Origin of the sequence: Flagellimonas eckloniae, from assembly GCF_001413955.1 — a bacterium.
Classification (GTDB): Bacteria; Bacteroidota; Bacteroidia; order Flavobacteriales; family Flavobacteriaceae; genus Flagellimonas; species Flagellimonas eckloniae.
On record NZ_LCTZ01000002.1, the window covers coordinates 3,606,317 to 3,628,684 of the forward strand.

Sequence of the window (22,368 nt, forward strand, 5' to 3'; positions counted from 1 at the left end):
AGCGCAAATGAATTTTTCTAAAAAAAATCAAAAAAGCTGTAACAATTTAAAATTAGGATAGTCTTATAAGCATATTACATCAATCAAAAAATTCAATCAAAAATGAACAAGTTATTAATGATTTACGGATGGGTACTCTTAGGTAGTCCCGCCGTAGTAGAAGACCAACAAAGTACGGCAACAACTGTTGTAGAAACCCAAAAGGAAACTGCCGATACGTTTGAGAACAGTTTTACAGTATTGAACATCAATGCTGAGGTAAATGAAGCAACTTCAAATCTGTCTAGAGACATAAATGAAGGGCTCTACGAGTTAAATTTGAACGAAATAGAATTTATAGAGGAAGACTCTGTGATAGATTTGGGTTTTAACACATCCGATTATCTTCCAGAGGGTTTTAATCCTTATAAAATGTATTTTGATTTGAATTCCATTATATATGTCGAAGACGAAGTTGAATCTGGCCTAGGTTTTGAAACCAAATGGTACTTACCAAGTCATTTTGACCCGTATAGCGAGATTGTGGATGTACATTCCATTAATTATATAGAGGAAGAGGATCTAAATTTGGGATTCGACACATCAGATTATCTTCCTGAAGGATTTTCTCCCTATGAAATGTATGTGGATTTAAATACCATTCCATATATAGAGGAAGATCTAGAGTTGGAATTAGGCTTAAATGCTACCTATTCCCTTCCTGAAGGATTTGATCCTTACTCTGATGTTTTGGGAATAGCCTCGATTAATTTTATTGAGGATGAAGAAATAAACATAGGTTTTGATACAACCAAGTATCTACCTGAAAATTTTGACCCTTATTTAGGGACAAACTAGTAGGATGTTTTAGTTTTCATTTTACAAATTTTTGAGTTAGTTAGTTATGAAAAGCCCTCCGAAAGAGGGCTTTTCCAATGCCTAGAAATTTAATTTGCCTAGTAAATTCATCGGATAAAGGTGATTAACAAAAATATAACACAAAAATCGACTAAGTGTAAATGGCAATAAAACCGTTTTAACACTATCAATCTGACAAGTTAAACTGTCATTGGCTGAAGTTTTTTCAATGATTAAATGCCAGACTTGACGATTCTTTCTTACTCACTTTTTTCACATTAGTTAATAAAAAATTAATTGCAATAATCCCCTCATTTGTGGGTTTTATCTTTGTTATAAATTAAAAAACAACAGTTATGAAATACAGGAGTTATTTGTTGACCGCACTAGGAATGATATTGATTTCTGCAACGATTAATGCAGCAAAACCAAATATGCCGAAAATGGATTTTGACATAAATAATATTGTATTTATAGAAGAAGACCAAGATTTGGAATTAGGGTTTGATACTGCAAGATATCTACCAGAAAACTTTGATCCATATAGCACTATAATCTCTATTGAATCTGTCAACTTTGTTGATGTTTGTGATGAGATTGATTTAGGATTTGAAACAGTTGGCTATTTGCCAGAAGATTTTGATCCTTACATACAGTAGTTAGTTTAGTTTTATACTATTTTTTGAGTTAGTTAGTTTGTCAATAGCCTCTCCTTTTGGAGGGGCTATTTAGTTTTAGAATAGAAAGGGAAGAACAAATTGGAATACCAAGATCAACAGCCCTACTGCAATAAGGTTTAAAATAATGCCAACTCTGGCCATTTGAGGAATCTTCACATAGCCACTAGCAAATACAATGGCATTGGGAGGGGTTGCCATAGGAAGCATAAAAGCACAGCTACTTGCAATGGTCACGGGAATCAATAAATAAAGTATTGGAATATCAAGTCCAATGGCAATACCAGCGACTACTGGAGCCAAAACGGCAACCAGTGCTACATTGCTCATGAGTTCTGTCATAAACAACATCAACAATATCAATAAAGAAGCCGTGAGTAAAATGCTAATCTCACTTGCGGCTATAGCATTAGCGACCATATCCACAATTCCACTGGTAGACATTCCCTTGGCAAGGGCGAGTCCGCCACCAAAAAGAATCAAAATACCCCAGGCTAATTTAGATGTATCCTTCCATTTAATAATGAAATCTCCTTTTTTTACGTTGTAGGGAATGGCAAAAAATGCTATAGCGGCAAATATACTGATCATGGTATCTGAAAGTCCAAGATTGGGGAATATGCCGTTGATCAGGGTCCTAAAAATCCAGAGAAACACCGTAACCCCAAAAATGGCCAAAACCATTTTTTCCTTTCCCGAGGTAGGCCCAAGTTTCTGAAGTTCTGTTTGAATAATTTTTTTTGAAGCATTGAATTGTAAATCCCTATTGGGAAACATCCATTTTACCAAAACCAAATAACAAATGCCAACCATGACTATTGAAAATGGAAGCCCAAGGGTCATCCATTTTAAAAAAGAAATTTCGGTGTTATACTGACTTTCAAGCAGGCCTATCAAAACCGAGTTTGGCGGAGTGCCTATGACCGTAGCTATTCCACCTGCATTTGCGGAAAATGCTATACCAAGCATGACGCTCAATGCAAAATTTTTATCATTTTTTGTAAAACCATCTTCATCGTTTATCAATAAATTGATAACAGACAGTGCAATAGGCAGCATGACTACGGTACTCGCCGTATTGCTAATCCACATGCTGAGGGATGCCGTGGCAATCATAAAACCAAGGATTACCTTGTTTGGTGTAGTGCCTGTAAGGCGTATTATATTTAACGCAATACGCTTGTGCAAGTTTACTTTTTCAAGAGCCAAGGCCATGACAAATCCCCCAAAAAATAAAAAAACAATTGGGCTGCCGTAATTGGCTCCTACTTCTGCAATGGGTAATATTTTAAGTAGTGGAAAAAGCAATAGAGGTAAAAGTGCGGTTACGGAAATAGAAACAGCTTCAGTAATCCACCAGATAAGCATCCATATTGCTACGGCTATAACAGGGTCTCCTTTTTGGGAAACTAATTCAAATGGTAGATTGGATAGTATTAAAAAGGCAATTGGACCTAGAATGAGTCCAGCAATTTTGGATTTTTCCATTCGCAAAATTAACGTTCAAAAAAGTTAAAGATAACGTCTTTACACAAATGAAAAAACCTTCCCACTACAGGAAGGTTTTCACAATAAACATAACTCACTTAATTCAAAACATTAATGAGCAAACTACAAGCTAAATCTTAATCTTGCGAACAGATATCGGCCGCTATATCCAAATTGTGAGGTTCTCCTGGAGTACACAAACTGATTTCCAGAGGTTCCACCTTCCCGGTTTTCATCTGGGTATACATCTAAAAGGTTATTTGCGCCAACCGTAAGTGAAAGGTTTTCAGTAAAAGTTTTGGTTACCGTAAGGTCCGTAACCAATTTACCAGCATAAATGGCATCATCGCTCACGGTAGTTCCTTCTACGCGTGCATCTCCATTAAAATCATCTGGATCCGTTACTTCACCAAAATATACGTTTCTCAACATAAAATCCCAGGAATTATAAGAAATCAAATTCGTAAGATTGAGTTTAGTCCTAGGTTGGGCCAGCGTTAAAAAAGCCTCTTCCTGTCCATCAAAGAACGAACCGCTTAGTCCTGCATTTTCAATTAATTCAGGAACAAATATGTTCTCTACCTCTGTTTTGTTGAATGTGGCTGCAAAATCATTTTTTAAAATAACATCTCCCAAGTTGGCCTTATGTGAAAGCACAATATCCAAACCTGAGGATTTAGTATCTATGGCGTTAACAAAGAAACGCGCACTTGTTGCACCCGCCGACTCAAAAATTCCAGTGAGTTCGGGGTCACCACCGTTTCCAAAACTCCCACTATATACAATGCGATCATCTATATTGATAAGATAACCATCGACAGTAATGGTAAAATCGCCAAACTTTGCCGTGAGACCCGCACTGAAACTGTTTGAAGTCTCTTCCCGCAGCTTGTCTATCCCTATTAATGAAGCCGCCCTACTGTCATTAGTAAAGGTTCCTTGTTCAAAGGGAACATTGTCCACAAATACGGTACTGGTCCGGCTAAAAAATTGTTGATGGAGTGAAGGTGCCCTAAAACCAGAACTACTTGCAGCCCTCAAAGCAAGATTCTCAGATAACTTTATTCGTGTGGCAAGTTTATAATTGAACGTGCTCCCAAAATCTGAATAGTTCTCATATCTTCCCGCTAGGCTCAATAGCCAGTTTTTAGTAAAATCTGCTTCAAAATCCGCATAAAGTGAAATATTATTTCTGAATTTTTCAGTGGCATTTCCTGGATCATACCCTCTAAAAACTTGTGCACCCCCACCTAAAGGAGCCCCAGTGAAATTATTCACCACCAATTGGTCATCTGGAGTAACACTGGTAACAGGGTTTCCATTAATATCGTAACTGGTATATGATGATTCTTCTCCTGCGATAATCTCATATTTTTCAACCTTGTACTCTGCACCAAAGGCAGCATTGAAACCTTCAAAAATGTCCTCATAGAACCTGTTGAAATCCAGGTTAGTAGTGTTTTGGGAAAACCCTAGACCACCGGCATCGAATGAACGTGGGGTGGCTACACCTAGGGTTCCGTTGCTTGAATTGCCCACGGTAATATCAAAGGTGTTTCTACCGTAGGTATTGGAAAAATCAACATCCCATTCATTGACCTTGCCTCGTATTCCAATTGCTAACGACTGATCCAAAATATCGGTTCCAATGTTAGGTAAAAAACCATTTGGAAATGCAGGTGTATTGGCTCGACCATCACCCTGCGCAGGTCTGCGATAGAAACCAGAAGCCAATCCTTGGCGATAGCTTATCCCACCAAAACCGTAAATTTCTGTTGTTTCTGAAACTGGAATGGACATATTAGCAAAAAACTTCCCTTCCCTGAGTCGTGAGGTTCCGACCTTAAACCTAAAATCTTCTCGGGTGAGTCCTCTAGCTGCAAGTTCATCCTCATCTGCATCAAAGCCAAGCAAACCTCGAAAAGTATCAACATCAGTTGCATCATTAAGGTTAAGGCCAGCTATTTCATCTTTTACTGTCTGGTCCAAATAGCTAATACCTTGAGCTGCATTTGCATAATCTTGAAGCGTCATGTCTGCCACAACACCTCCTCCTGCAGCAAAAACTCGCTCAGCACCATGAAATCCCTGAAAGATATCTCCAGCATAGTCTTTGTTTCGTAATGCCGGTTCCCGCGTAGAAAGTGAACCTGTAAAGTTAATATACCCGTTATCTCCAATTGGTAGTCCGTAGTTGGCATCCAATTGAAATTTTTCTCCATCACTTCCTCCATCAAATTGATTACTGTTTTCACTGAAATTAGCACCTGTGGTCAATGAGAGGTCCAATTTTCCAGTAGATTTTTTCAGCACTATATTGATGACCCCGGCAATGGCATCGGAACCATATTGGGCAGCCGCTCCATCCCTTAGAACTTCAATACGCTGAATGGCTGCAGCTGGAATGGAATTCATATCCGTCCCTACGCTTCCAGCACCCACTGTACCGTTTACATTGATTAATGCGGTAGTATGTCTTCTTTTTCCGTTGATTAATACAAGCACTTGATCTGGACCTAACCCACGAAGTGAAGCTGGGTCAATATGATCTGTTCCATCGGAGACTGTCTGTGATTGTGATGTGAAAGAAGGGGCAACATAGTTCAAAATTTGGGTTACACTAACCTGTGGACCTTGGTTTGCTATTGTCTCAACATCAATCACATCAACGGGAACCGTAGTTTCCGTTGCGGTTCGATTGGGATTTCTAGATCCCACTACCACAACGTCCTCTAATCTTGCAGCGTCCTCGACAAGAATGATATCAATGACTGTTTGTCCGTTGACAGATATTTCAGCGGTTTTGAAACCGAGATAGGAAACGACAAGAATTGCGTTGTTGTCAGCAACCTCAAGGATGAAATTTCCATCAAAATCCACCTGGGTTCCATTTGTGGTGCCTTTTACCAGAATGTTGGTTCCGGGCAATGGATTTCCACCTTCGTCCTTTACAGAACCGCGAATCTCTTGCTGTTCTTTTTCTTTTGAGTCCTCAACATTTTCAGCAACATTTTTTTTGAGGACAATTTGATTTCCATTGATTGCATATTGTAACCTTTCTTGAAGAGCAAGTCTGTCCAAAACCCTGAATATCTGCTCATCAGAGGCTTTTAAAGAGATTTTTTTGTTATCGTCAATCTCATTAACGTTATAGAAGAACTTAAATCCTGACTGATTTTTGATTTCGTTCAAGATTTGTTTCATAGGTACATTTTCAAAATCAAAGCGTACCTTTTTCTGCGAATACATAGTGTTCGCAGTAAGCTGGCAAATAATAAAGAAAGTAAGTAAAAAACTTAATCTCATTTTCCAATTGGGTTTAATGTGGGGCATTTGAAAACGAAACGACCCCGAAACCATGCTTTTTTTCATAATTTTACATGTTTGATTGTTAGTAATTATCCTTGTTAGCGATCTGATATTAGGGGAGGTGCAGCAACACCTTCCCTTTCTATTTTGAAATTGTGATTACATTGTTTTCAATTGTATAGTTAAATGGTGTACTCGATGCAATGATGTTGAGAATATTCTCAATACGTTCGTTATCAAACTCTCCCTTATATACTTCGTTTTTTAAATGCAAAGCGTTGTTGACGATGATAACATTATGGGCTCTTTCCAGTTTTTTAAGAATCTGGTCAAAGGTCAAATTGTCAATGATTAGTTTATGCTCCATCCAACTGGTGAATATTCTGGTATCTACCTTTTGGGTTGAAAAGGCTCCACTACTTCTAATAAATGCTGTCTGGTAATTGGGGCGGAGTAGAACTTTTGCATCAGGGTTGGAGTTTTCGTAAACATTTACAGAACCTTCAACCAAAGTGGTGGCAATATTGTCATCCGATTCGTAGGCGGTAACATTGAACTGGGTGCCAAGTACTTTTATATCTATGTTCTGTGCATTTACAATAAACGGTCTTTTCTCATCCTTGGTAACATCAAAATAAGCTTCTCCATCCAAATAAACCACTCTGTTTTGGGAGATCGTGTTTAAGTTTTGTGGAAACCGTAGACGGGTACCTGCATTCAACCATACTTTGGTTCCGTCAGATAGGGTAATCGTAAAGGTTTGGCCATAGGGGACATAAATCTCGTTAAAAACCAGATTTTGTGAATTCTGTGGATCCTGTTGTCTAAAATCAAGACCTTGACCTTTTTTTCTGGCCACGGTCTTTCCATTTTTATCTGTGAGCAAGGTTTCACCCGTGGAAGAAATGATTTGTTGGGTGCCATCCGCAAGTGAAATGATAATGTTGTTTTCTTTTCCTGTATTTCCTGTGCTGGTGATCGTATCCATTTGAGATGAAGGAGAATTATTTATTTGAAATGCCAAATAGCCCAAAGACATTAATCCAATAAAGATTGCAGCGTACTTAAGTATAGCATTGTATCTCATTTTATGGGACTGCTTCTTATTGATTGTTGTCAAAAACGATTCAAAAGCTTGGCTCTCATCAAAATGGTGGTACAAGGTTCCTTCGGAACGTTTTCGAATTTCACCTTTAAAAAACTCCAAATTTTCTTTGTTTTGGAGCACCCATTTTTTGAGTATTTTTCGCTCATTTATTGAAATGGTCCGCGCTAGGAACTTTTCAATTAAAACATTTATATCTTGCATTTTTAGCACTTGTTATAAACTAATGATGCAGAATGATCAAAAAACCCCTATTAATTTTATTTTTTTACTTTTAATCAGTTTTACTGACCTATGGAGGATCCAATACTTATTGGGAAATTGAAGCAGGGAGATATTCATGCTTATGAATATCTTTTTGATCATTACTATGATTGGCTTTGTAACTATATTTTTAAACTTTCAGGGAACAGGAATCTTTCGAAGGATATAGTGCAAGATGTGATGGTGAGGATTTGGGAGAAAAGAAATCAAATCAATATTAAGAGCTCTATAAAGAGCTACCTCTTTAAATCTTGCCACAATCAATTTTTAATGCATGTAAGAAGAGAGAAGAAGCAACCAGATCTTTTGGATAAAATCCGATGGGATACCATCTACAATAGTTATTTCGAAAAACAGGAAGATGATGTTTATCCTAAAACAGCCCGACTAAAACTTGACGAATTGCTTGACAAACTTCCTCCTAAATGCAAAGAGATTTTTATTATGAACAAGTTAGAGCGTCGCAAATACCGTGAAATAGCTGAAGATATGGGTATATCCATTAAAACTGTCGAAAATCAAATGTCAAAGGCGCTCCGCATAATTAGAGAGAACGCTTCCATGCTAATGTTATAATCTTTTCAATGAATATTTAGGCTGGAGTCACCACACCGTCTTTGGACTTATCAAGCTTAATGTTGACCAAGATTTCATGTAAAGTTTCGGTCGCCAAGCCGTGTAAAACCAATCGATAAGCAGCGGTATATGTTGAAGTTGGCACCATGGGATGTTTGTTGTTTACCAAGCCTAAATGACCAGGCGTTCCTAATATTTGTGTGGTGTAAATGGCAACAGTTTCGTCCAATTGCAATGAATTTGAAGCCCTGACAAAGTCATTTGCGGTAAGAAACAATTGATAAAAGGGGGTAAATAATTCGATTGCAGATCTAAGGTCCAAAACGTTTGTCCATTTCTTTGGAAATTGGATATGGTTAAACTGATTTTCGGAAATCATATCCAGATTCAGGTTTTTTTGTTTGTGAATTCCCAGACCTTTTTCCTTCAGCTCACTGTTCAGTTTAATTACGAAATTATATAAGTTTAAATCATGATTTAAGAAAAGATCATCTTTTACACCATCAAAATCGTATGGTTTTAAAGGGCTTGTTGTTACTTGAATGCCATCTACATTTTTGGCAATGAATTCCAAAATCTCGCTTCCTGCATGAAAATGACGAAAAATCAGCAGGTTGGCATCTGGGCTTACAAAACGCTTCAATCCCCAAGCTAATATACGGTGAAGTGCTTTGGATGAATTGAAAAATTTGGGAAAGAAAAACTTGAAAATATGGATAAAGAACATCGATATTTTTGACCAAAACTTGATGAAGGGAAGAAAATATCGTGTAGATCTACTATTGTTATCCCGCATTAAGGCCTGCTTGGTCAACGTATTTATGGGGATACTGCTGTCCAAATACATAGCTAACCAGGGATTCGGGTCTCTGGTATCATGATTTCTTATGTCAAATTGATTGTCCATGGCCGTAAATTAATAATTTCCCAACTCTTTCAGTTGTAAATGATATAGGAGAGCGGTGGTTTTTGCGGTTTTTGCTATTTCCTTGGCCAGCTCCATGTTCATTAACGGATGGTTTAAGGCTTCTTCCAATCGGTGAAAATGATTCTCATCGGCTACTCCATGATACGTCAAAAAAGAAACCTGATTATCCTCTAGTTCAAGTTGATCCTGAATAAGATTTCCCCAATACCCGGCAAGCCGTTTTCCAATACCTTCAATAATAAACATGGCACCTAACAAATCAATAGGGTTAGGTTTGCTGGCTTGTTGAAACATAAAGGCAGATAAGGCTGTGCTTCCTATGTTTTTTTGGCCTAGTTGTATTTTTTCCAAAGTTTCACCAAGAGCCACATAGTTTTTTTCCAGTAGCTGATAATCTTTGTGTTCAGTGGCGGTATGTTTTATAAAAGCTGATCGTAATTCAAATAGACCAATATCAATATTTGATGCTGCCCTGGAAATCCATTGCGAACCATCAATTACTTGTTGCCTTAAGTCAAATAAGAGTAGTTTGTAATTGTCAAGACTTAAGGTACCTTGATGAATCTGTTTAACGATAGGAACTTCCAGTAGTTTATTTTCAAAATCAATCCAGATTTGAGTTAGTTGCCGTACCAACCATTCCGATGTTGGGTTGCTATCAACATTTAAATCTGGGGCCTCTACTTTTCTAATGGCATACTTTGGTGCGGTATTTTTGGAATTCCCTACTACGGTGAGTTTCATAAAAGAGGTAATAAACCGGCCACTTTCCGGCACCATACAAATAATGGTGTCATTCTCCTTCAATTTCCCCGAATACATTAACTCTTCCAACATTATAAAAATTGAAGCTGCACCTGTATTTCCCTTGCTCGTAAGATTACTGAACCATTTTTCCTCTGGAATATGGGCGCCTCCTTTTTTTAACAACTCCTGAATGGGTTCTTTAAAATAGAGCGAAGAATAATGGCAACAGAGCCAATCAATATTTTCAGTAACTATTTTTTCTTGATCAATAAGTTCAAAATAATGGGCCACACCAACTTCAACCACTTTGTTTAAAAGACGGGTATTTTGTTTTAGGTTGATGGCTCCCGCACTGGAAGCTGTTTCATAATCCGGATAGTCCAGCCACCCTTTTAAAGGTCCATCTGGTTGGTCCATTTGCCCTACATACATACACAAGGGTTGTTCGTGGGCATGTGATTTAATGTCTACCCATTCTATCTTAAGCGAAAGTCCGTTTGTATTGGGTTTATTCTCTAGGACCATTGCCCCTGCACCATCGGACAACATCCATCTTAGAAATTCGGTATCAAAAGGGATGGATTTCTGTTTTTGGGCCTCAAATCTTGATGCCTTGAAAAGTCTACTGGCAAATTCGCTCCCAACACATAGCGCATTCTGTTTTTCCATTGCCTTAATTTGGAGGTAGGCATTTTTAACGGCCATGATTCCACTGGCACAAACACTTTGAAAATTGGCCAGTTCGCAATGATTGGCATCAAGTTCGGCGTGTACCAAACTAGCAAAACCCGGTACGGGCAGATCTCCTTGGGTAGTGCCCGTACAGATTAATTGCAGATTATTTTCTAAAAGGCCACTTCTTTTAAGTGCGGCTTTTGAGGCATTGGCCGCTAATTGTGCATTGGTATGGGTGCTTTTCTGGTTTTTATCCAGTGCATAGTGCCGGTTTTTGATTCCATTCTGGCTAAGAATCTTCGATTTGGCCCTACTTTCTTTACCATTTATTTTACCTAGATATTCTTCCATCTCCTCGTTAGAAATGGGGTCATTTGGTAAGTATGTGCCTAAGGCATTGATATAAACCTCTTCCATAAATTTGATAATAGCTAAGGACAAGATAGCCTATTGTATAAAACAAAAGGCGTTAAATACTTGCCAAAATTTGCACAAATCTTAGTGAGGTTTTATCCTTTTAATTTTGCTAAAAGCGCGGTTTCTGTTTTTTCTACCTCGAATAAGCCCAATTTTGCTAAATTCTTGGTGCTTTTATCCCATTTTTTGCCACTAAGGCCAGCTTGCTGTTTAAGTTCGGACAAAGGAATCTCTCCAACGGGCTTAAGAATATCCATGATAATTTTTTCTTCTTCGGTAAGTTCCACGGCTTTTTTCTCCGGTCTCATTTGTGGGAAGAACAAAACTTCTTGAATTGATGAATTGTTGGTCATTAGCATCACCAAACGATCAATTCCAATGCCGATACCAGAGGTTGGAGGCATTCCATATTCTAATGCGCGTAGAAAATCTTGATCAATAAACATGGCTTCATCGTCGCCTTTTTCTGAAAGTCGCAATTGCTCTTCAAAACGTTCGCGTTGGTCAATGGGATCATTTAATTCCGAATAACAATTTGCCAACTCTTTACCATTCACCATCAACTCAAAACGTTCGGTCAATGCAGGGTTATCGCGATGCTCTTTTGTAAGAGGACTCATTTCCTTTGGATAGTCCGTTATAAAGGTAGGCTGCACATAGTGATTTTCACATTTTTCACCAAAAATTTCATCTATCAATTTACCAACGCCCATCGTGTCGTCAACCTCAATTCCAAGACTTTTGGCAACCTCTCTTAGCTCATTTTCCTCCATTCCAGCCACATCATGACCAGTATGTATTTTAATGGCTTCCAAAATTGGAACTCGAGCATATGGAGCTTTAAATTCTATTTCATTTTCTCCCACAGTAACTTTTGTACCTCCTGTGGCATCCAGGGCTATTTTTTCCAATAGTTGCTCCGTAGTATCCATCATCCAATGGTAATCCTTATAGGCTACATAGAGTTCCATAACTGTGAACTCCGGGTTATGGGTGCGATCCATACCCTCATTTCTGAAATCCTTTGAAAACTCATAAACGCCATCAAAACCACCAACAATCAACCGTTTTAGATACAATTCATTGGCAATTCGTAAATACAATGGAATGTTCAATGCATTGTGATGAGTTAAAAAAGGTCGTGCCGCTGCACCTCCGGGAATCGGTTGCAAAATGGGGGTTTCTACTTCCAAATACCCTTTTTCATTATAAAACTCACGAATACTGTTCGTGATTTTTGTGCGCTTGATAAAGGTTTCTTTTACGGACGGATTTACAACCAAATCCACATAGCGTTGGCGGTAGCGTTGTTCAGGGTCATTAAATTCATCATAAACGTTTCCGTCTGCGTCTTGTTTTGGTAATGGAAGCGGACGAAGTGTTTTACAAAGAATAGTAAAGTTCTTTACCATGACTGTTTTCTCGCCTACTTGAGTGGTAAAAAGTTCACCTTCTATGCCTATAATATCCCCAATGTCCAATAGTTTTTTGTACACCTCATTATATAGCGTCTTATCTTCATTTGGGCAGATTTCATCCCTATTAAAATAGACTTGAATTCGTCCCTCACTATCTTGTAATTCTGCAAAGGAGGCTTTGCCCTGAATTCTTCTGGACATTAATCTACCGGAAATCACTACCTGTTTGCCCTCTTTAAAATCGTCTTTGATGCTCTTTGAAGTGGCATCAACTGGATACAATGCCGCAGGATATGGGTTGATTCCCATTTCCCTGAGCTTGGTTAATTTTTCCCTTCGAACGATTTCCTGTTCCGATAGTTGCATAGTCTATAAAAATTAAAGCGCAAAATTACACTTTTGCGCTTTAATATTAGAACCACTTTTTGATTGATAAATATCTATCACCAGGTTCTTTTGACATCAGTATAGTTTGGCGTATATTTTTTTCCGTTTACAATGGTTTCTATGTCCTCTTCCAAGCTTTCAATGGGGCGTTCTATAATTCGATTTACCTCTTCCCCGTTTTTCACAAAAATGAATGTAGGCACTTTGACAATATTAAGTCCTTTTTCTTCGCCGGTAGGGCTGGATTTGTAAAATTCCTTTCTTCTATCCAGTGCCACAATTTCCAATTGTTCCATGGGAAATTTGGCCGTTTCCAGGATTTTAATGAATCTGGGAACTTCTCTTTTACTATCTCCGCACCATGTCCCTAAAAACAGTTTGACATGGTGTTTGCCCAGCTTCTTTTTAAATAGTTTTACCATGGATTTATCTACGGCATAGACATCATGCCCTTTTGTGAACCACGCATTGTAAGGTTCTGAGGTCAAACCTTCTTTGTTGATTTTTCCCAACATATACTTTTTTCCATTTTCCGGTATAATTTCTTTGTTGAAATCTTGGGAAAGCAAGGAACTACTGACCAATAAAAAAGTTGCAACAATTAATTTCATGATTTTTCAGTTTAAAATTTGAACCGAAAATTCAACTAAAACAGGGTTTTGTTAGGATGTATGTGGATGGAAATGGGTACTAGACCTGGGGTGGAATTATTTTTTAAAGAGCGCGATGATTTCCTGTCGGGAAGAAACCTCTAATTTTTTATATAGATTGTTGATGTGCGTTTTAATGGTGCTATGGCTCACAAAAAGTTCTGTGGCTATTTCTTTATTGCTCTTGTCTTGAATGATTTGATGGACTATTTTTTGTTCTTGCGCAGTCAGCTTTTGTAAAAGCGTATTGGTTTTGGACCGAGCTTTTGCTCGATTGGATAGTAGAAGGTACACGTTTAGACCTACAGAAAGTAAAAACAGGGCTAATACTATCCATTTCCAATCCCAACTCATAGGTTTGTTGAAAGTTGCCAATTGTTTATCCGTGGTTATTTCAGCTTCGTACTGTTGGGTGAAACTAGTATTGGGATACGCTGTTTGTAATCGTTTCAGAAGGTCGCTGTAATAATTTTTGGTTGAGATATCCTTTAGATAAAAATCAAATGTTTCATTCCTTTTATCTGATAAAAAATCAAAAATATAAAGTTCTGCCAGTGGCTCATTTAGCGAAACACCAAAATCTTGAAATTTCTCAAACCATTTCCCAGAATTCAATTTTCTATTTGTTTCACTTCTATAATCTGTAAAGTCGAAGATCATTTCTTCTTTAAGGCTATTTATTTCCAAAAAAGCAGATGATTTTGGATTGGTGGAGGTAATGGAACATAAAGCTTCATCTTCAAACGAGGTGGGAAATTCAACAGTATCCTTATTATTGGCAATAAAAAGCACACTTTTGCTACTATTGCACTGTCCTAAAAAGTGTTTTTCATCAGATTCATCTGAACAACCATCCAAATGAATTCGGTAAACCCGGTTATCATTCAATAGATTATTTCCCTCAAATTGAAAATGACCCAGAGAGTCTATTAGAGTTTTTCGGATGATTTGTTCCAAATAGATTCTAGAAGATTTTCTATAATCCTCCACCAAAGACAGGTATATGGCTTTTCCTTTGTTATCTTCTGAAACTTGCCCAGAAAAGTTGTATTGCCCAAAGAGAGGCTCACTTGCGAATGCCAATAAAAGAAAGCATCCAAGTCTTAGTACTAGATATTTTGTTTTGTCGGAAAACATAAATAAGTCAATTTTCTCCCTCTTTTTGGAGTTTAAACTCTCCACCACCTTGGTACAACACTAAAGTATTTTCGTTGGGAGCAAACGTAATTTTTAAACCTGCTGGTTCAAATCTAAACTGATGTTCTCCCAATGCATCCATAGGGAATTCAGATTGTCCTGTTGCCTGGCCATATAGGATATTTTTTTTCTTGAATATTTTTATTTTTAAGGGGAACGATGGACTTCCATATGTACCAAGGTAAGTGTTCAAATCGTCTGCTTCCAAGATGAAAACCTCTTTGAATTCAGGGAATTTATATTCCTTATTAAAGTAAACACTGAGAGCCCCTATCAAAATATTATTCATGGACATAATTTGGCCATTACCTGTAAATGCAATCGACATTTTTTCCTTTGGGAAGAAAAAAGCATTGGATTGAAACCCATCAATACCACCTGTGTGGCCATACCCTTTTTTTTCATGAAAAGGTACTTGAAACATTCCAATGCCATAACCGTCAACGATTTTCATCATCGTTTCAAGTGTGGGTTCGGGTAGAATATGGTTTCCGAAGAGACAAGTTAAAAATTTATTCAGTTCCGTAGGTGTTGAAGTAATGGCGCCAGCACCAGCGGGTACGCTCATATCTGTTTCCGAGGCCAATTCCCAATTTCCAGACCATTTATAGGATAGAGCTTCATTGCGTTTAGGGTCTATTTTTCCTCCATAGCCTGTGCTGTTAAGTCCACAAGGTTTGCAGATAACATCCTGAATTAGATCTGCGAACTTTTTTTGCGTTACTTTTTCAGAAATCTGCGACAATAAAACATAATTTGAGTTTGAATATTCTGCCTTGGAGTCAGGTTCAAAGACAATTCCGTTTTCTTTTATCTTTTCAATCAATGCTTCATGGGATATCGGTTTTTCCATCCAGGAGCTATAATCTTTGGCATTGGTAAAATTGAATATTCCGCTTCTGTGCCTTAATAAATGTTCAATGGTTATTTTGTCTGAATTTTGAATGCTTGGAAAAAAGTCTGAGAGTTTGGTGGTCAAATCCAACTTGCCATTCTCAATAAGTTTCATGATCAATACAGCAGTAAATGTCTTTGAAATGGAACCAATTCTATATTTGGTCTGCCCATTGGCCATTATTTTGTTGCTTACATCAGCAAAACCAATAGAATTTTGATAGACCTCTTTCCCGTTTTCAAAAATTGAAATGCTATGCATTCCTTTTCTGTTTACATCGATGTATGTCAGCAGACTATCCAGCTTTTTTTTATCAAAATTCTGGTCTTGGCCTAGAACGATACTGCATGAAATCAAAAAAAGTGTAATGGTAACAAACCTCTTCATCTACTGTTGTTTAGAAAAATTATTTTCAGCAGAAATAAAAGTACAGGTTTTATGTAACAAATTATATTAAAAAGATACATATAAGTACATCAATCAAAATCAAATCAATGAGTTTTTGGAGAGTTTTATTGGCAATTATTTTTCCGCCCTTATCGGTTATCGGAAAAGGTTGTGGTTCTTTTGTTATTGTATTACTTTTAACCCTCTGTGGATGGGTGCCGGGTATAATAGGAGCACTTGTCATTCTAAATAACACAAACTAAAAGTAGTATTATGAAAAAAGCCCAAATCTTGGCATTGTTCCTAGCAACTGCCTTTACGTTATCATGCAATTTTACGGAAGAAATTTTTTTGGAAGAAGATGGTTCAGGCAAATTATCCATCAATTTTGATGGGTCTGAACTTATGGAAATGGCTGGCGAAGAAATGATGAAAAGCAATGAAAAAGCTATTGACTCCTTGATTTCTTTTAAAGATATGCTGGAAGAAAAAAAGGATAGTATCGCAAGTTTATCTCCAGAGGACCAGGCCAAATTAAAAAGACTTGAACCTTTTAATATGCATATGGTGATGAACCCTGAAGAAAAGTTGATGAAGTTTGACCTTTTCAGCGAATTCAAAAATGTAAATGAGGTTAATGATGCATTTAATGCTTTTCAGGGCGCCTCTGCATTGGGTCCAAATGGCGGAGAGGGAAAACCTTCTCCAATGAGTATGCAAGACCCTACTAGCGAAGTGAAATATGCTTTTTCTAAAAATACCTTTTCAAGAAAAGCTAAAATTCTTGACGAAGAACTATTTAAAAAAGGTTTAGATAGTCTGGCAGGGGCAGAAATGTTTCTTTCAGGATCTACCTATACCTTAAAATATCATTTTCCCAGAAAGGTAAAATCCACTAATATAGAAGGTGCCACTTTTAGTGCCGATGGCAAGACACTTTTCTATGAAGTTGGGTTTATGGATTTGATGAAAGATCCGTCTTCATTAGACCTAGAGGTAGAGTTGGAGAACTAGGTTACAGGTAAACGTCTTTGTATCTTTGTGGGATGAATAAAAAGGTTATTCTACAGGATTTAGGATTTAAGGATTACAAGCAGACCTGGGACTTTCAAGAAACACTCTTCAAGGAAATTGTTGATTTAAAAATCAGGAATAGGAGAGAAGCTGCCAACCTGGAAACACCTAATCATTTTCTTTTTGTAGAACATCCGCACGTCTATACCCTTGGCAAGAGTGGAGACATGGACAATTTGTTGGTGGATGAAAAAATGCTTCAGAAAAAGGGAGCAAAATTCTATAAAATCAATCGGGGAGGGGATATTACCTATCATGGTCCTGGACAGATTGTGGGCTATCCCATTTTGGATTTGGACAATTTCTTTACGGATATTCACAAATACCTTCGCTTTTTGGAGGAAATGGTCATTTTAACCTTGGCAGAATATGGATTGAAAGCTGAGCGTTCTGACGGTGAAACTGGGGTTTGGTTGGATGTAGGAACACCTTTTGCCCGAAAAATTTGTGCTATGGGTGTACGTGCCAGTAGATGGGTAACCATGCACGGATTCGCTTTAAATATAAATGCTGATTTAGGCTATTTTGATTTGATGATTCCTTGTGGTATAAAAGACAAGGCCGTTACATCATTAAATGTGGAACTAGGAAAAAAAGAAGTGGATATGGATGAAGTAAAGCAAAAATTACTTCATCATTTTGAAACTCTTTTTGAAGCTGAACTTACAAAACAAAAAACCGAGGTTTAAACCTCGGTTTTTTTATTTTCTTTCCATTTGTTGCGCTTATTTACTGAGTTGGGTAAGCATAGTACTAGTCATTAATTTTCCTTTTTGGTTAAAACTTTCCTGTTTAACCATTCCAATGCCCTCTGCCAACCAAACTCTAGAGGGAAATATTTTATTCCCCATCATTGACATTTTTGTTTTGTTCTCACTATAGATTACAACGCAATCAAAGTCTCCCGCCGGTGTGGATACTTTTTCCATTTTCTCAACTTTTCTATTAATGGTTTCAACATTTATGTTCATGGTCATGCCTCCCATGTCGGCGGCAACGTTGACACTTGCATCGGCAAGTTCCTGCCCAACACTAAGGTCGTTTGGGAGTTCAATGTCGGTACCGGTGACTTCAACTTCTACGGCAGCAAATTGTTGCATCATTTGTTGGTTCATCAACGATTGAAAATCTATTCTTACCACCTCACCTTCACAGCTAAAACCATAATCTGAAGCCATTATCTCCTTACCCTTATGATCTTGATATTTCATGTTCATGGTAGCGGAAGTGATATCTCCGGAATTGGAAACTTCGGTTACCGTATAATCTACTTTTCCTTCTAATTTTCCTTTGCTATTATAATTTGCGTATTGAAAGGAGGCTCCTTCTTCTAAGGGATAGTATTTACTGCATGCCGATTGGGCTATTATCATTTGGAATGAAAAAAGACAAATTGTCAATAATCCTAATTTTCTATACATGGGTTACATTTTTATAAATTCTACTCTTCTGTTTTGGGCTTTGCCCTCTGCTGTGCTATTATCCCCAACAGGCTCGGACTCTCCTTTGCCTTCGGAAATTAATCTATCTGAACTTATGCCATAAACGGATACCAGTGCATTTTTTACAGCTTCAGCCCTGTTTTTGGATAATGTTTGGTTGTTGCCATCAGAACCATCGGCATCTGTATGTCCAACTATTTTAAGCCCTATTGAAGTTTCTTGTTTCAACACCTGCGAAATTTGACGTATAATCCCCATAGACTGTGGTTGAATATTGGCAGAACCGACGTCAAAAAGAATTCCATTAGTAGAAACTTTCCCTTCTGAAATTAGTTTTCTACGAAGATCTACACCTCCTTCGGCCACTTTTAAATTTGTGATAAAAAGACGTTCCTTACCATCCTTGAATCCGTTTGCATGAAATTTTAGGGTGTTCAATACAGCCCCTGTGGGTACAATACGGGGAATGTCAATATGTTTTTCTTCATTTACCCATAGGCGAAAGCGCTGTTTGTTCACGGCAATGGAAATGTGTGGTCTGCCTTCAAATTCATCTCTAAGATCAGCTTTTACCACGCTGTAAATTTCTCTTTTGTTGTTGATGCGATTAGACATGGTAATTCCTATAGGTGTATATTCGCATGGTGAAATCCGAGCATGAACAAAGTTGCTGCCATCTTTAAACTTATCATCGTCGCTTAAATCAATACGAAGAATTGCATTGGACGAGGTTTTGTTATCTGTTCCTACGGTCATTAGATCAAATTCAATAGTGTATTCTTCTGGTAACTGAGGCACATCTGGAATATAATAAAGTGAATATCCTGAAATTAATTCCAACCATTTTTCTGGAGAATCTCCCAAGGTAACTACTTCACCACCACCGTTGGTATTCCATTTAGATGGAAAGTCACCAACAAAATCGTTTACAAAGTCATCAAAGAACATGGGTTTGTCACCGGGAACATAGTCAAACTTGCTGTATACCCGGATGTTTTTTGGGCCACTGGTTTCCGATGTTTCAGGGCTAGGAGCATCTTGGTTTCCATTTCCAGTGTTGCCCTGATTGCCGGAACCGGTATTTTCAGGAGATTTTGGGGCTTTTTGCCCGCCCGAACCTGTTTCAAGGATACTGTCCAGTGCTTGATCCGTTTTTTTTGTGGTTTCAGTTTCTACGCGGCGCTCTACGGTACGTTCTGCCGCCTGCTCTGCTTTTTTTGCTAATTTTTTAAAGAATTGTGCGTTACCATTCGAATAGAAGGCCATGGCAAAAACCAATAGGATTTTGCTTACAAAAGAGGTTTTCATTTATAGTGTTTTGATTGTGTGTTACTTAAGATACTAGATTTTAAGTAAACTACAAAAATGTGGATGAGTTTGAGTGCCTGATGTGTAACTTGTTAAAACTAATGTATAAGCTGCATAAAAAGTAGCACTAATTCATTTTGTAAACAATGAGCGAATTGTCCTGATCTTTTGCGACCAGTTCCAATTTTTTATCATTGTTCATGTCCGTTAAATCAATCAAGGAATTTCCAAAAACTGGAAAATTAGGAATTGATACTGCTTGGCTATCAAATAAATATATTTTTTGGTTCTGTATGTCAGTGACACTCACATAAATTTTATCATAGATATAAAAGATCTTAGGTTTGGAATAAACCCCTAAATCCAATTCCACTTTCTTTCCCCTTATACTTAGAATATTATCATCCATAAAGACCAAAGTCTTACTTGTAGCATACATACCGTGATCATTGCTCAGGTTGAAATTGGTACTTGTAAGCTTTCCTTTTGTGTCAATTTGGTGTAGGACCCCTTTCTTATTGGTTACCGAAAACTTGTTTTTGTACAAGAAAACCTCACTATCAGAAAAATCAATTTTTGTGGATACTTTTATGCGGTCTCCTCCCGATCTATGAAGTATTTTAAGGCTTTTGTCCTCCAGTTGAAATACCAAATAATCTTTATTGGCAATACGGAAATGTTTGGGAGCTCTAAGTATTGGACTTTGAGCTCTTGTGTAGGTAAATCCACTCACAATTTCCAACTTATTGTTGTACATAAAGACCTTTTCACCTTGGGTAACTATAAAGCGATAGTCTTTTTTGCCCTCATAATCAAAAACGGCCAATGGGTTTAGATTGCCACCTTCAAAAGTCTTTGTGAAAGGAGGGACATCCTTACCATTTCTATCAATGATCAAAAACTGGTTATTTGTGCAAAAAGCCAATTGTAAACGACCATTTTTATAGATATCCACTTGTTGAATTGGGCCTTGTATACGTCCATCTAGTTGCTTTTTCCAAAGCACCTTTCCATCAGTGGAAATTAGATATAAAAAGTTGTTCTGGTCTTGCACCACAATTTCTTGCTTGTTGGTTCTGTGGTTTTTGACAAATTGTGGATCAATTGCCAAATCCGTGTCAAGTTCTAGAGTAAACTGTGGCGTTACGGTATTGTTCTTGACCGTTTTCTCTATTTTGGATATAGAAGTATTGAAATGGGCAAAATCAGTGTCAGCCACCACTTGGGAAGCAAAGGAATATCCAGAAAAATCAGCTTTTTTAACCGAATTGAAAAGGTTGGGGGCAAGTTCTTGTTCTGAAAAAAACTCTATTCCCGATGCATTGGAAACAAAAAGCATACTAGACTCGGTTGCAAGCGGCGTTATGGCAGTTTTATAAACGGGAGCATTGGTAAATGCCGATGTACTTTTATAATTGCTGATTATAGTCTGGATGGGTTCTTTGCTCTCTGAAAAAACAAAGGTGTTTTCAAGAATTGTGCAATAACTGGATTTGAAATCTGCCAACAAAGCGGTGAAGTTTTCTGTCAACAGATTAGTGCTTTTTAGCGTAATGATCTCACTTCCTTGATAGGTGGTTGAAGCGGTCTTGTCGGTATTTATAAATTCTGATAGGCTTTCCGTTCCAAAGGAATTTAAAAGAACCACCTTTTTGTTGTTGGCATATATAATACCCAGTTCTTCAATGGTGTTAAAAAGGGAGTCTACAGGTTTTATTCTATCCAAAAATGTATTTTGATTTTTGGCAAAAACCTGGTAATCATCAAATGTATAAGAAACAATGGCTTGTGCGTTCAAGGGTGCAAAAAGTGGGGTTCTAGTGGCCAATGGAGTTGTTCCTTTGAACAAATTGATGAAATTTTTAGTCGAATCAGAGGCTATGGCAACCCCATTCAAATTAATATTGTCAGAATTGGCCGAAAAATCCATGGAAATCCAATCGGAGAAAGATTCAATGCCATTGCCATCCTTATTTAATTGGGAGGCAACCAAGGAAGATGGTTCATCCAGATTCAAAAATAATGTGGCAGATTTGTTCTGATTGGCAGTCTGGTAGAGTTTTTTCAGTGTGTTGTTTACGGCATTGGGCTTTGCTCGCGCCATATTTTCAATAAGCATTAAAGACGAGCTTAGTATCATGGTTCTATCTAAAGAGATACTATAGACCTCATAATCATCTAATCTATATTTTTCTATGCTTTTATTTTGATATGTTAGTGTTTCAACACTTTTGTTTGAGATGTCCTCTACATTCACCAAGTTGGGAGTATTCTCGGAAATAAGAATAAATTCATAATTATCCTTTCCAACCTCATAAAGACCTAATACGCAGCGTGCTTCTGTTTCAACATGTTTTAGGCCTTTTAGTTTTTTTGCTAGCTCTTTACTGAGCAGAAAATCATCTGTCTTTTCTAGGACCGAACTGTTCTTTAGCTCGCTTTTTAAATTTGACAGATTATTTATTTTAATTACTACTGAAGAGTTTGCAGGAAGGTAATCCAACAAAGAATCTGTAGTTTTTACTTTGGTTTGACAGGAGATTAGAAAAAGGGTTAATAAGGTGAAGAGCGCCTTAGTTTTCATTTT

18 protein-coding genes are annotated in these 22,368 nt (G+C 37.5%); 6 read left to right on the forward strand and 12 right to left on the reverse strand.

The genetic code is table 11. The features are described 5' to 3' along the window. Window positions 1–102 precede the first annotated feature (102 nt). Window positions 103–837: a hypothetical protein gene (locus AAY42_RS15560; RefSeq protein WP_055396868.1), complete on the forward strand. Its 735-nt coding sequence runs from the start codon at window positions 103–105 to the stop codon at window positions 835–837. A gap of 356 nt (window positions 838–1,193) precedes the next feature. Then, window positions 1,194–1,496: a hypothetical protein gene (locus tag AAY42_RS15565; RefSeq protein WP_055396870.1), complete on the forward strand. Its 303-nt coding sequence runs from the start codon at window positions 1,194–1,196 to the stop codon at window positions 1,494–1,496. 75 nt (window positions 1,497–1,571) lie between these two features. Here the strand turns inward: AAY42_RS15565 and AAY42_RS15570 are convergent, their stop codons facing one another. The 3 genes from AAY42_RS15570 to AAY42_RS15580 form a co-directional block, all read right to left on the reverse strand. Next, complete coding sequence (locus AAY42_RS15570; protein WP_055396872.1) at window positions 1,572–3,002, reverse strand: SLC13 family permease; 1,431 nt, start codon at window positions 3,000–3,002, stop codon at window positions 1,572–1,574. 123 nt (window positions 3,003–3,125) lie between these two features. Further along, a complete protein-coding gene (locus tag AAY42_RS15575; RefSeq protein WP_417935083.1) occupies window positions 3,126–6,374 on the reverse strand; it encodes a TonB-dependent receptor domain-containing protein in 3,249 nt (1,082 codons plus the stop codon). A gap of 79 nt (window positions 6,375–6,453) precedes the next feature. Further along, the gene (locus AAY42_RS15580) at window positions 6,454–7,620 is read right to left on the reverse strand and encodes a FecR family protein (RefSeq protein ID WP_139063749.1); all 1,167 of its coding nucleotides are present in this window, start codon (window positions 7,618–7,620) and stop codon (window positions 6,454–6,456) included. A 90-nt stretch (window positions 7,621–7,710) separates the two neighbouring features. Between AAY42_RS15580 and AAY42_RS15585 the strand changes: the two genes are divergently transcribed. Beyond that, entirely contained in the window at window positions 7,711–8,256 is a 546-nt protein-coding gene (locus AAY42_RS15585) for an RNA polymerase sigma factor (protein ID WP_055396876.1), read from the forward strand. Window positions 8,257–8,272: 16 nt separating this feature from the next. Here the strand turns inward: AAY42_RS15585 and AAY42_RS15590 are convergent, their stop codons facing one another. The 6 genes from AAY42_RS15590 to AAY42_RS15615 all read right to left on the reverse strand — a co-directional run bounded on the left by AAY42_RS15590 (window position 8,273) and on the right by AAY42_RS15615 (window position 15,957). Beyond that, a complete protein-coding gene (locus AAY42_RS15590) occupies window positions 8,273–9,163 on the reverse strand; it encodes a DUF6999 family protein (protein WP_055396878.1) in 891 nt (296 codons plus the stop codon). A gap of 9 nt (window positions 9,164–9,172) precedes the next feature. After that, a complete protein-coding gene (locus AAY42_RS15595; RefSeq protein ID WP_055397986.1) occupies window positions 9,173–11,023 on the reverse strand; it encodes a beta-ketoacyl-ACP synthase III in 1,851 nt (616 codons plus the stop codon). A 92-nt stretch (window positions 11,024–11,115) separates the two neighbouring features. After that, entirely contained in the window at window positions 11,116–12,807 is a 1,692-nt protein-coding gene (gene lysS, locus AAY42_RS15600) for a lysine--tRNA ligase (RefSeq protein ID WP_055396880.1), read from the reverse strand. Window positions 12,808–12,884: 77 nt separating this feature from the next. Continuing rightward, a complete protein-coding gene (locus AAY42_RS15605; RefSeq protein WP_245625631.1) occupies window positions 12,885–13,439 on the reverse strand; it encodes a thioredoxin family protein in 555 nt (184 codons plus the stop codon). A 96-nt stretch (window positions 13,440–13,535) separates the two neighbouring features. Continuing rightward, window positions 13,536–14,615 carry a response regulator transcription factor gene (locus AAY42_RS15610; RefSeq protein ID WP_082433463.1) on the reverse strand — a complete coding sequence of 360 codons (1,080 nt, stop codon included), beginning with the start codon at window positions 14,613–14,615 and terminating at the stop codon, window positions 13,536–13,538. A gap of 7 nt (window positions 14,616–14,622) precedes the next feature. Further along, entirely contained in the window at window positions 14,623–15,957 is a 1,335-nt protein-coding gene (locus AAY42_RS15615; protein ID WP_055396884.1) for a serine hydrolase domain-containing protein, read from the reverse strand. A gap of 107 nt (window positions 15,958–16,064) precedes the next feature. Here AAY42_RS15615 and AAY42_RS17980 point away from each other — a divergent pair, with 107 nt between their 5' ends. Genes AAY42_RS17980 through lipB form a run of 3 tightly spaced genes read left to right on the forward strand, consistent with a single transcriptional unit; the run spans window position 16,065 to window position 17,720 of the window. Further along, the gene (locus tag AAY42_RS17980) at window positions 16,065–16,220 is read left to right on the forward strand and encodes a YqaE/Pmp3 family membrane protein (RefSeq protein WP_082433465.1); all 156 of its coding nucleotides are present in this window, start codon (window positions 16,065–16,067) and stop codon (window positions 16,218–16,220) included. A gap of 10 nt (window positions 16,221–16,230) precedes the next feature. Continuing rightward, window positions 16,231–16,971 (forward strand): hypothetical protein, encoded by a 741-nt coding sequence (locus tag AAY42_RS15625; protein ID WP_055396887.1) that lies wholly within the window; start codon window positions 16,231–16,233, stop codon window positions 16,969–16,971. 32 nt (window positions 16,972–17,003) lie between these two features. Further along, complete coding sequence (gene lipB / locus AAY42_RS15630) at window positions 17,004–17,720, forward strand: lipoyl(octanoyl) transferase LipB (RefSeq protein WP_055396889.1); 717 nt, start codon at window positions 17,004–17,006, stop codon at window positions 17,718–17,720. A gap of 36 nt (window positions 17,721–17,756) precedes the next feature. Here lipB and AAY42_RS15635 read toward each other — a convergent pair whose 3' ends face one another. From AAY42_RS15635 to AAY42_RS15645, 3 genes are all read right to left on the reverse strand, one after another. After that, window positions 17,757–18,452 (reverse strand): TapB family protein, encoded by a 696-nt coding sequence (locus AAY42_RS15635; RefSeq protein WP_055396891.1) that lies wholly within the window; start codon window positions 18,450–18,452, stop codon window positions 17,757–17,759. A 3-nt stretch (window positions 18,453–18,455) separates the two neighbouring features. Beyond that, complete coding sequence (locus AAY42_RS15640; protein WP_055396893.1) at window positions 18,456–19,781, reverse strand: OmpA family protein; 1,326 nt, start codon at window positions 19,779–19,781, stop codon at window positions 18,456–18,458. Window positions 19,782–19,908: 127 nt separating this feature from the next. Further along, window positions 19,909–22,365, reverse strand: a complete 2,457-nt coding sequence (locus tag AAY42_RS15645; RefSeq protein ID WP_055396895.1) for a hypothetical protein — start codon at window positions 22,363–22,365, stop codon at window positions 19,909–19,911. Window positions 22,366–22,368: the final 3 nt, after the last annotated feature.

Bases quoted from the DNA above. Each gene is read 5' to 3' on its own strand.
- AAY42_RS15645 (WP_055396895.1), bottom strand. From the start codon at position 22,365: ATGAAAACTAAGGCGCTCTTCACCTTATTAACCCTTTTTCTAATCTCC.
- AAY42_RS15625 (WP_055396887.1), top strand. From the start codon at position 16,231: ATGAAAAAAGCCCAAATCTTGGCATTGTTCCTAGCAACTGCCTTTACG.
- lysS (WP_055396880.1), bottom strand. From the start codon at position 12,807: ATGCAACTATCGGAACAGGAAATCGTTCGAAGGGAAAAATTAACCAAG.
- AAY42_RS17980 (WP_082433465.1), top strand. From the start codon at position 16,065: ATGAGTTTTTGGAGAGTTTTATTGGCAATTATTTTTCCGCCCTTATCG.
- AAY42_RS15635 (WP_055396891.1), bottom strand. From the start codon at position 18,452: ATGTATAGAAAATTAGGATTATTGACAATTTGTCTTTTTTCATTCCAA.
- AAY42_RS15565 (WP_055396870.1), top strand. From the start codon at position 1,194: ATGAAATACAGGAGTTATTTGTTGACCGCACTAGGAATGATATTGATT.
- AAY42_RS15560 (WP_055396868.1), top strand. From the start codon at position 103: ATGAACAAGTTATTAATGATTTACGGATGGGTACTCTTAGGTAGTCCC.
- AAY42_RS15570 (WP_055396872.1), bottom strand. From the start codon at position 3,002: ATGGAAAAATCCAAAATTGCTGGACTCATTCTAGGTCCAATTGCCTTT.
- AAY42_RS15640 (WP_055396893.1), bottom strand. From the start codon at position 19,781: ATGAAAACCTCTTTTGTAAGCAAAATCCTATTGGTTTTTGCCATGGCC.
- lipB (WP_055396889.1), top strand. From the start codon at position 17,004: ATGAATAAAAAGGTTATTCTACAGGATTTAGGATTTAAGGATTACAAG.
- AAY42_RS15580 (WP_139063749.1), bottom strand. From the start codon at position 7,620: ATGCAAGATATAAATGTTTTAATTGAAAAGTTCCTAGCGCGGACCATT.
- AAY42_RS15575 (WP_417935083.1), bottom strand. From the start codon at position 6,374: ATGAAAAAAAGCATGGTTTCGGGGTCGTTTCGTTTTCAAATGCCCCAC.
- AAY42_RS15590 (WP_055396878.1), bottom strand. From the start codon at position 9,163: ATGGACAATCAATTTGACATAAGAAATCATGATACCAGAGACCCGAAT.
- AAY42_RS15605 (WP_245625631.1), bottom strand. From the start codon at position 13,439: ATGAAATTAATTGTTGCAACTTTTTTATTGGTCAGTAGTTCCTTGCTT.
- AAY42_RS15610 (WP_082433463.1), bottom strand. From the start codon at position 14,615: ATGTTTTCCGACAAAACAAAATATCTAGTACTAAGACTTGGATGCTTT.
- AAY42_RS15615 (WP_055396884.1), bottom strand. From the start codon at position 15,957: ATGAAGAGGTTTGTTACCATTACACTTTTTTTGATTTCATGCAGTATC.
- AAY42_RS15595 (WP_055397986.1), bottom strand. From the start codon at position 11,023: ATGGAAGAGGTTTATATCAATGCCTTAGGCACATACTTACCAAATGAC.
- AAY42_RS15585 (WP_055396876.1), top strand. From the start codon at position 7,711: ATGGAGGATCCAATACTTATTGGGAAATTGAAGCAGGGAGATATTCAT.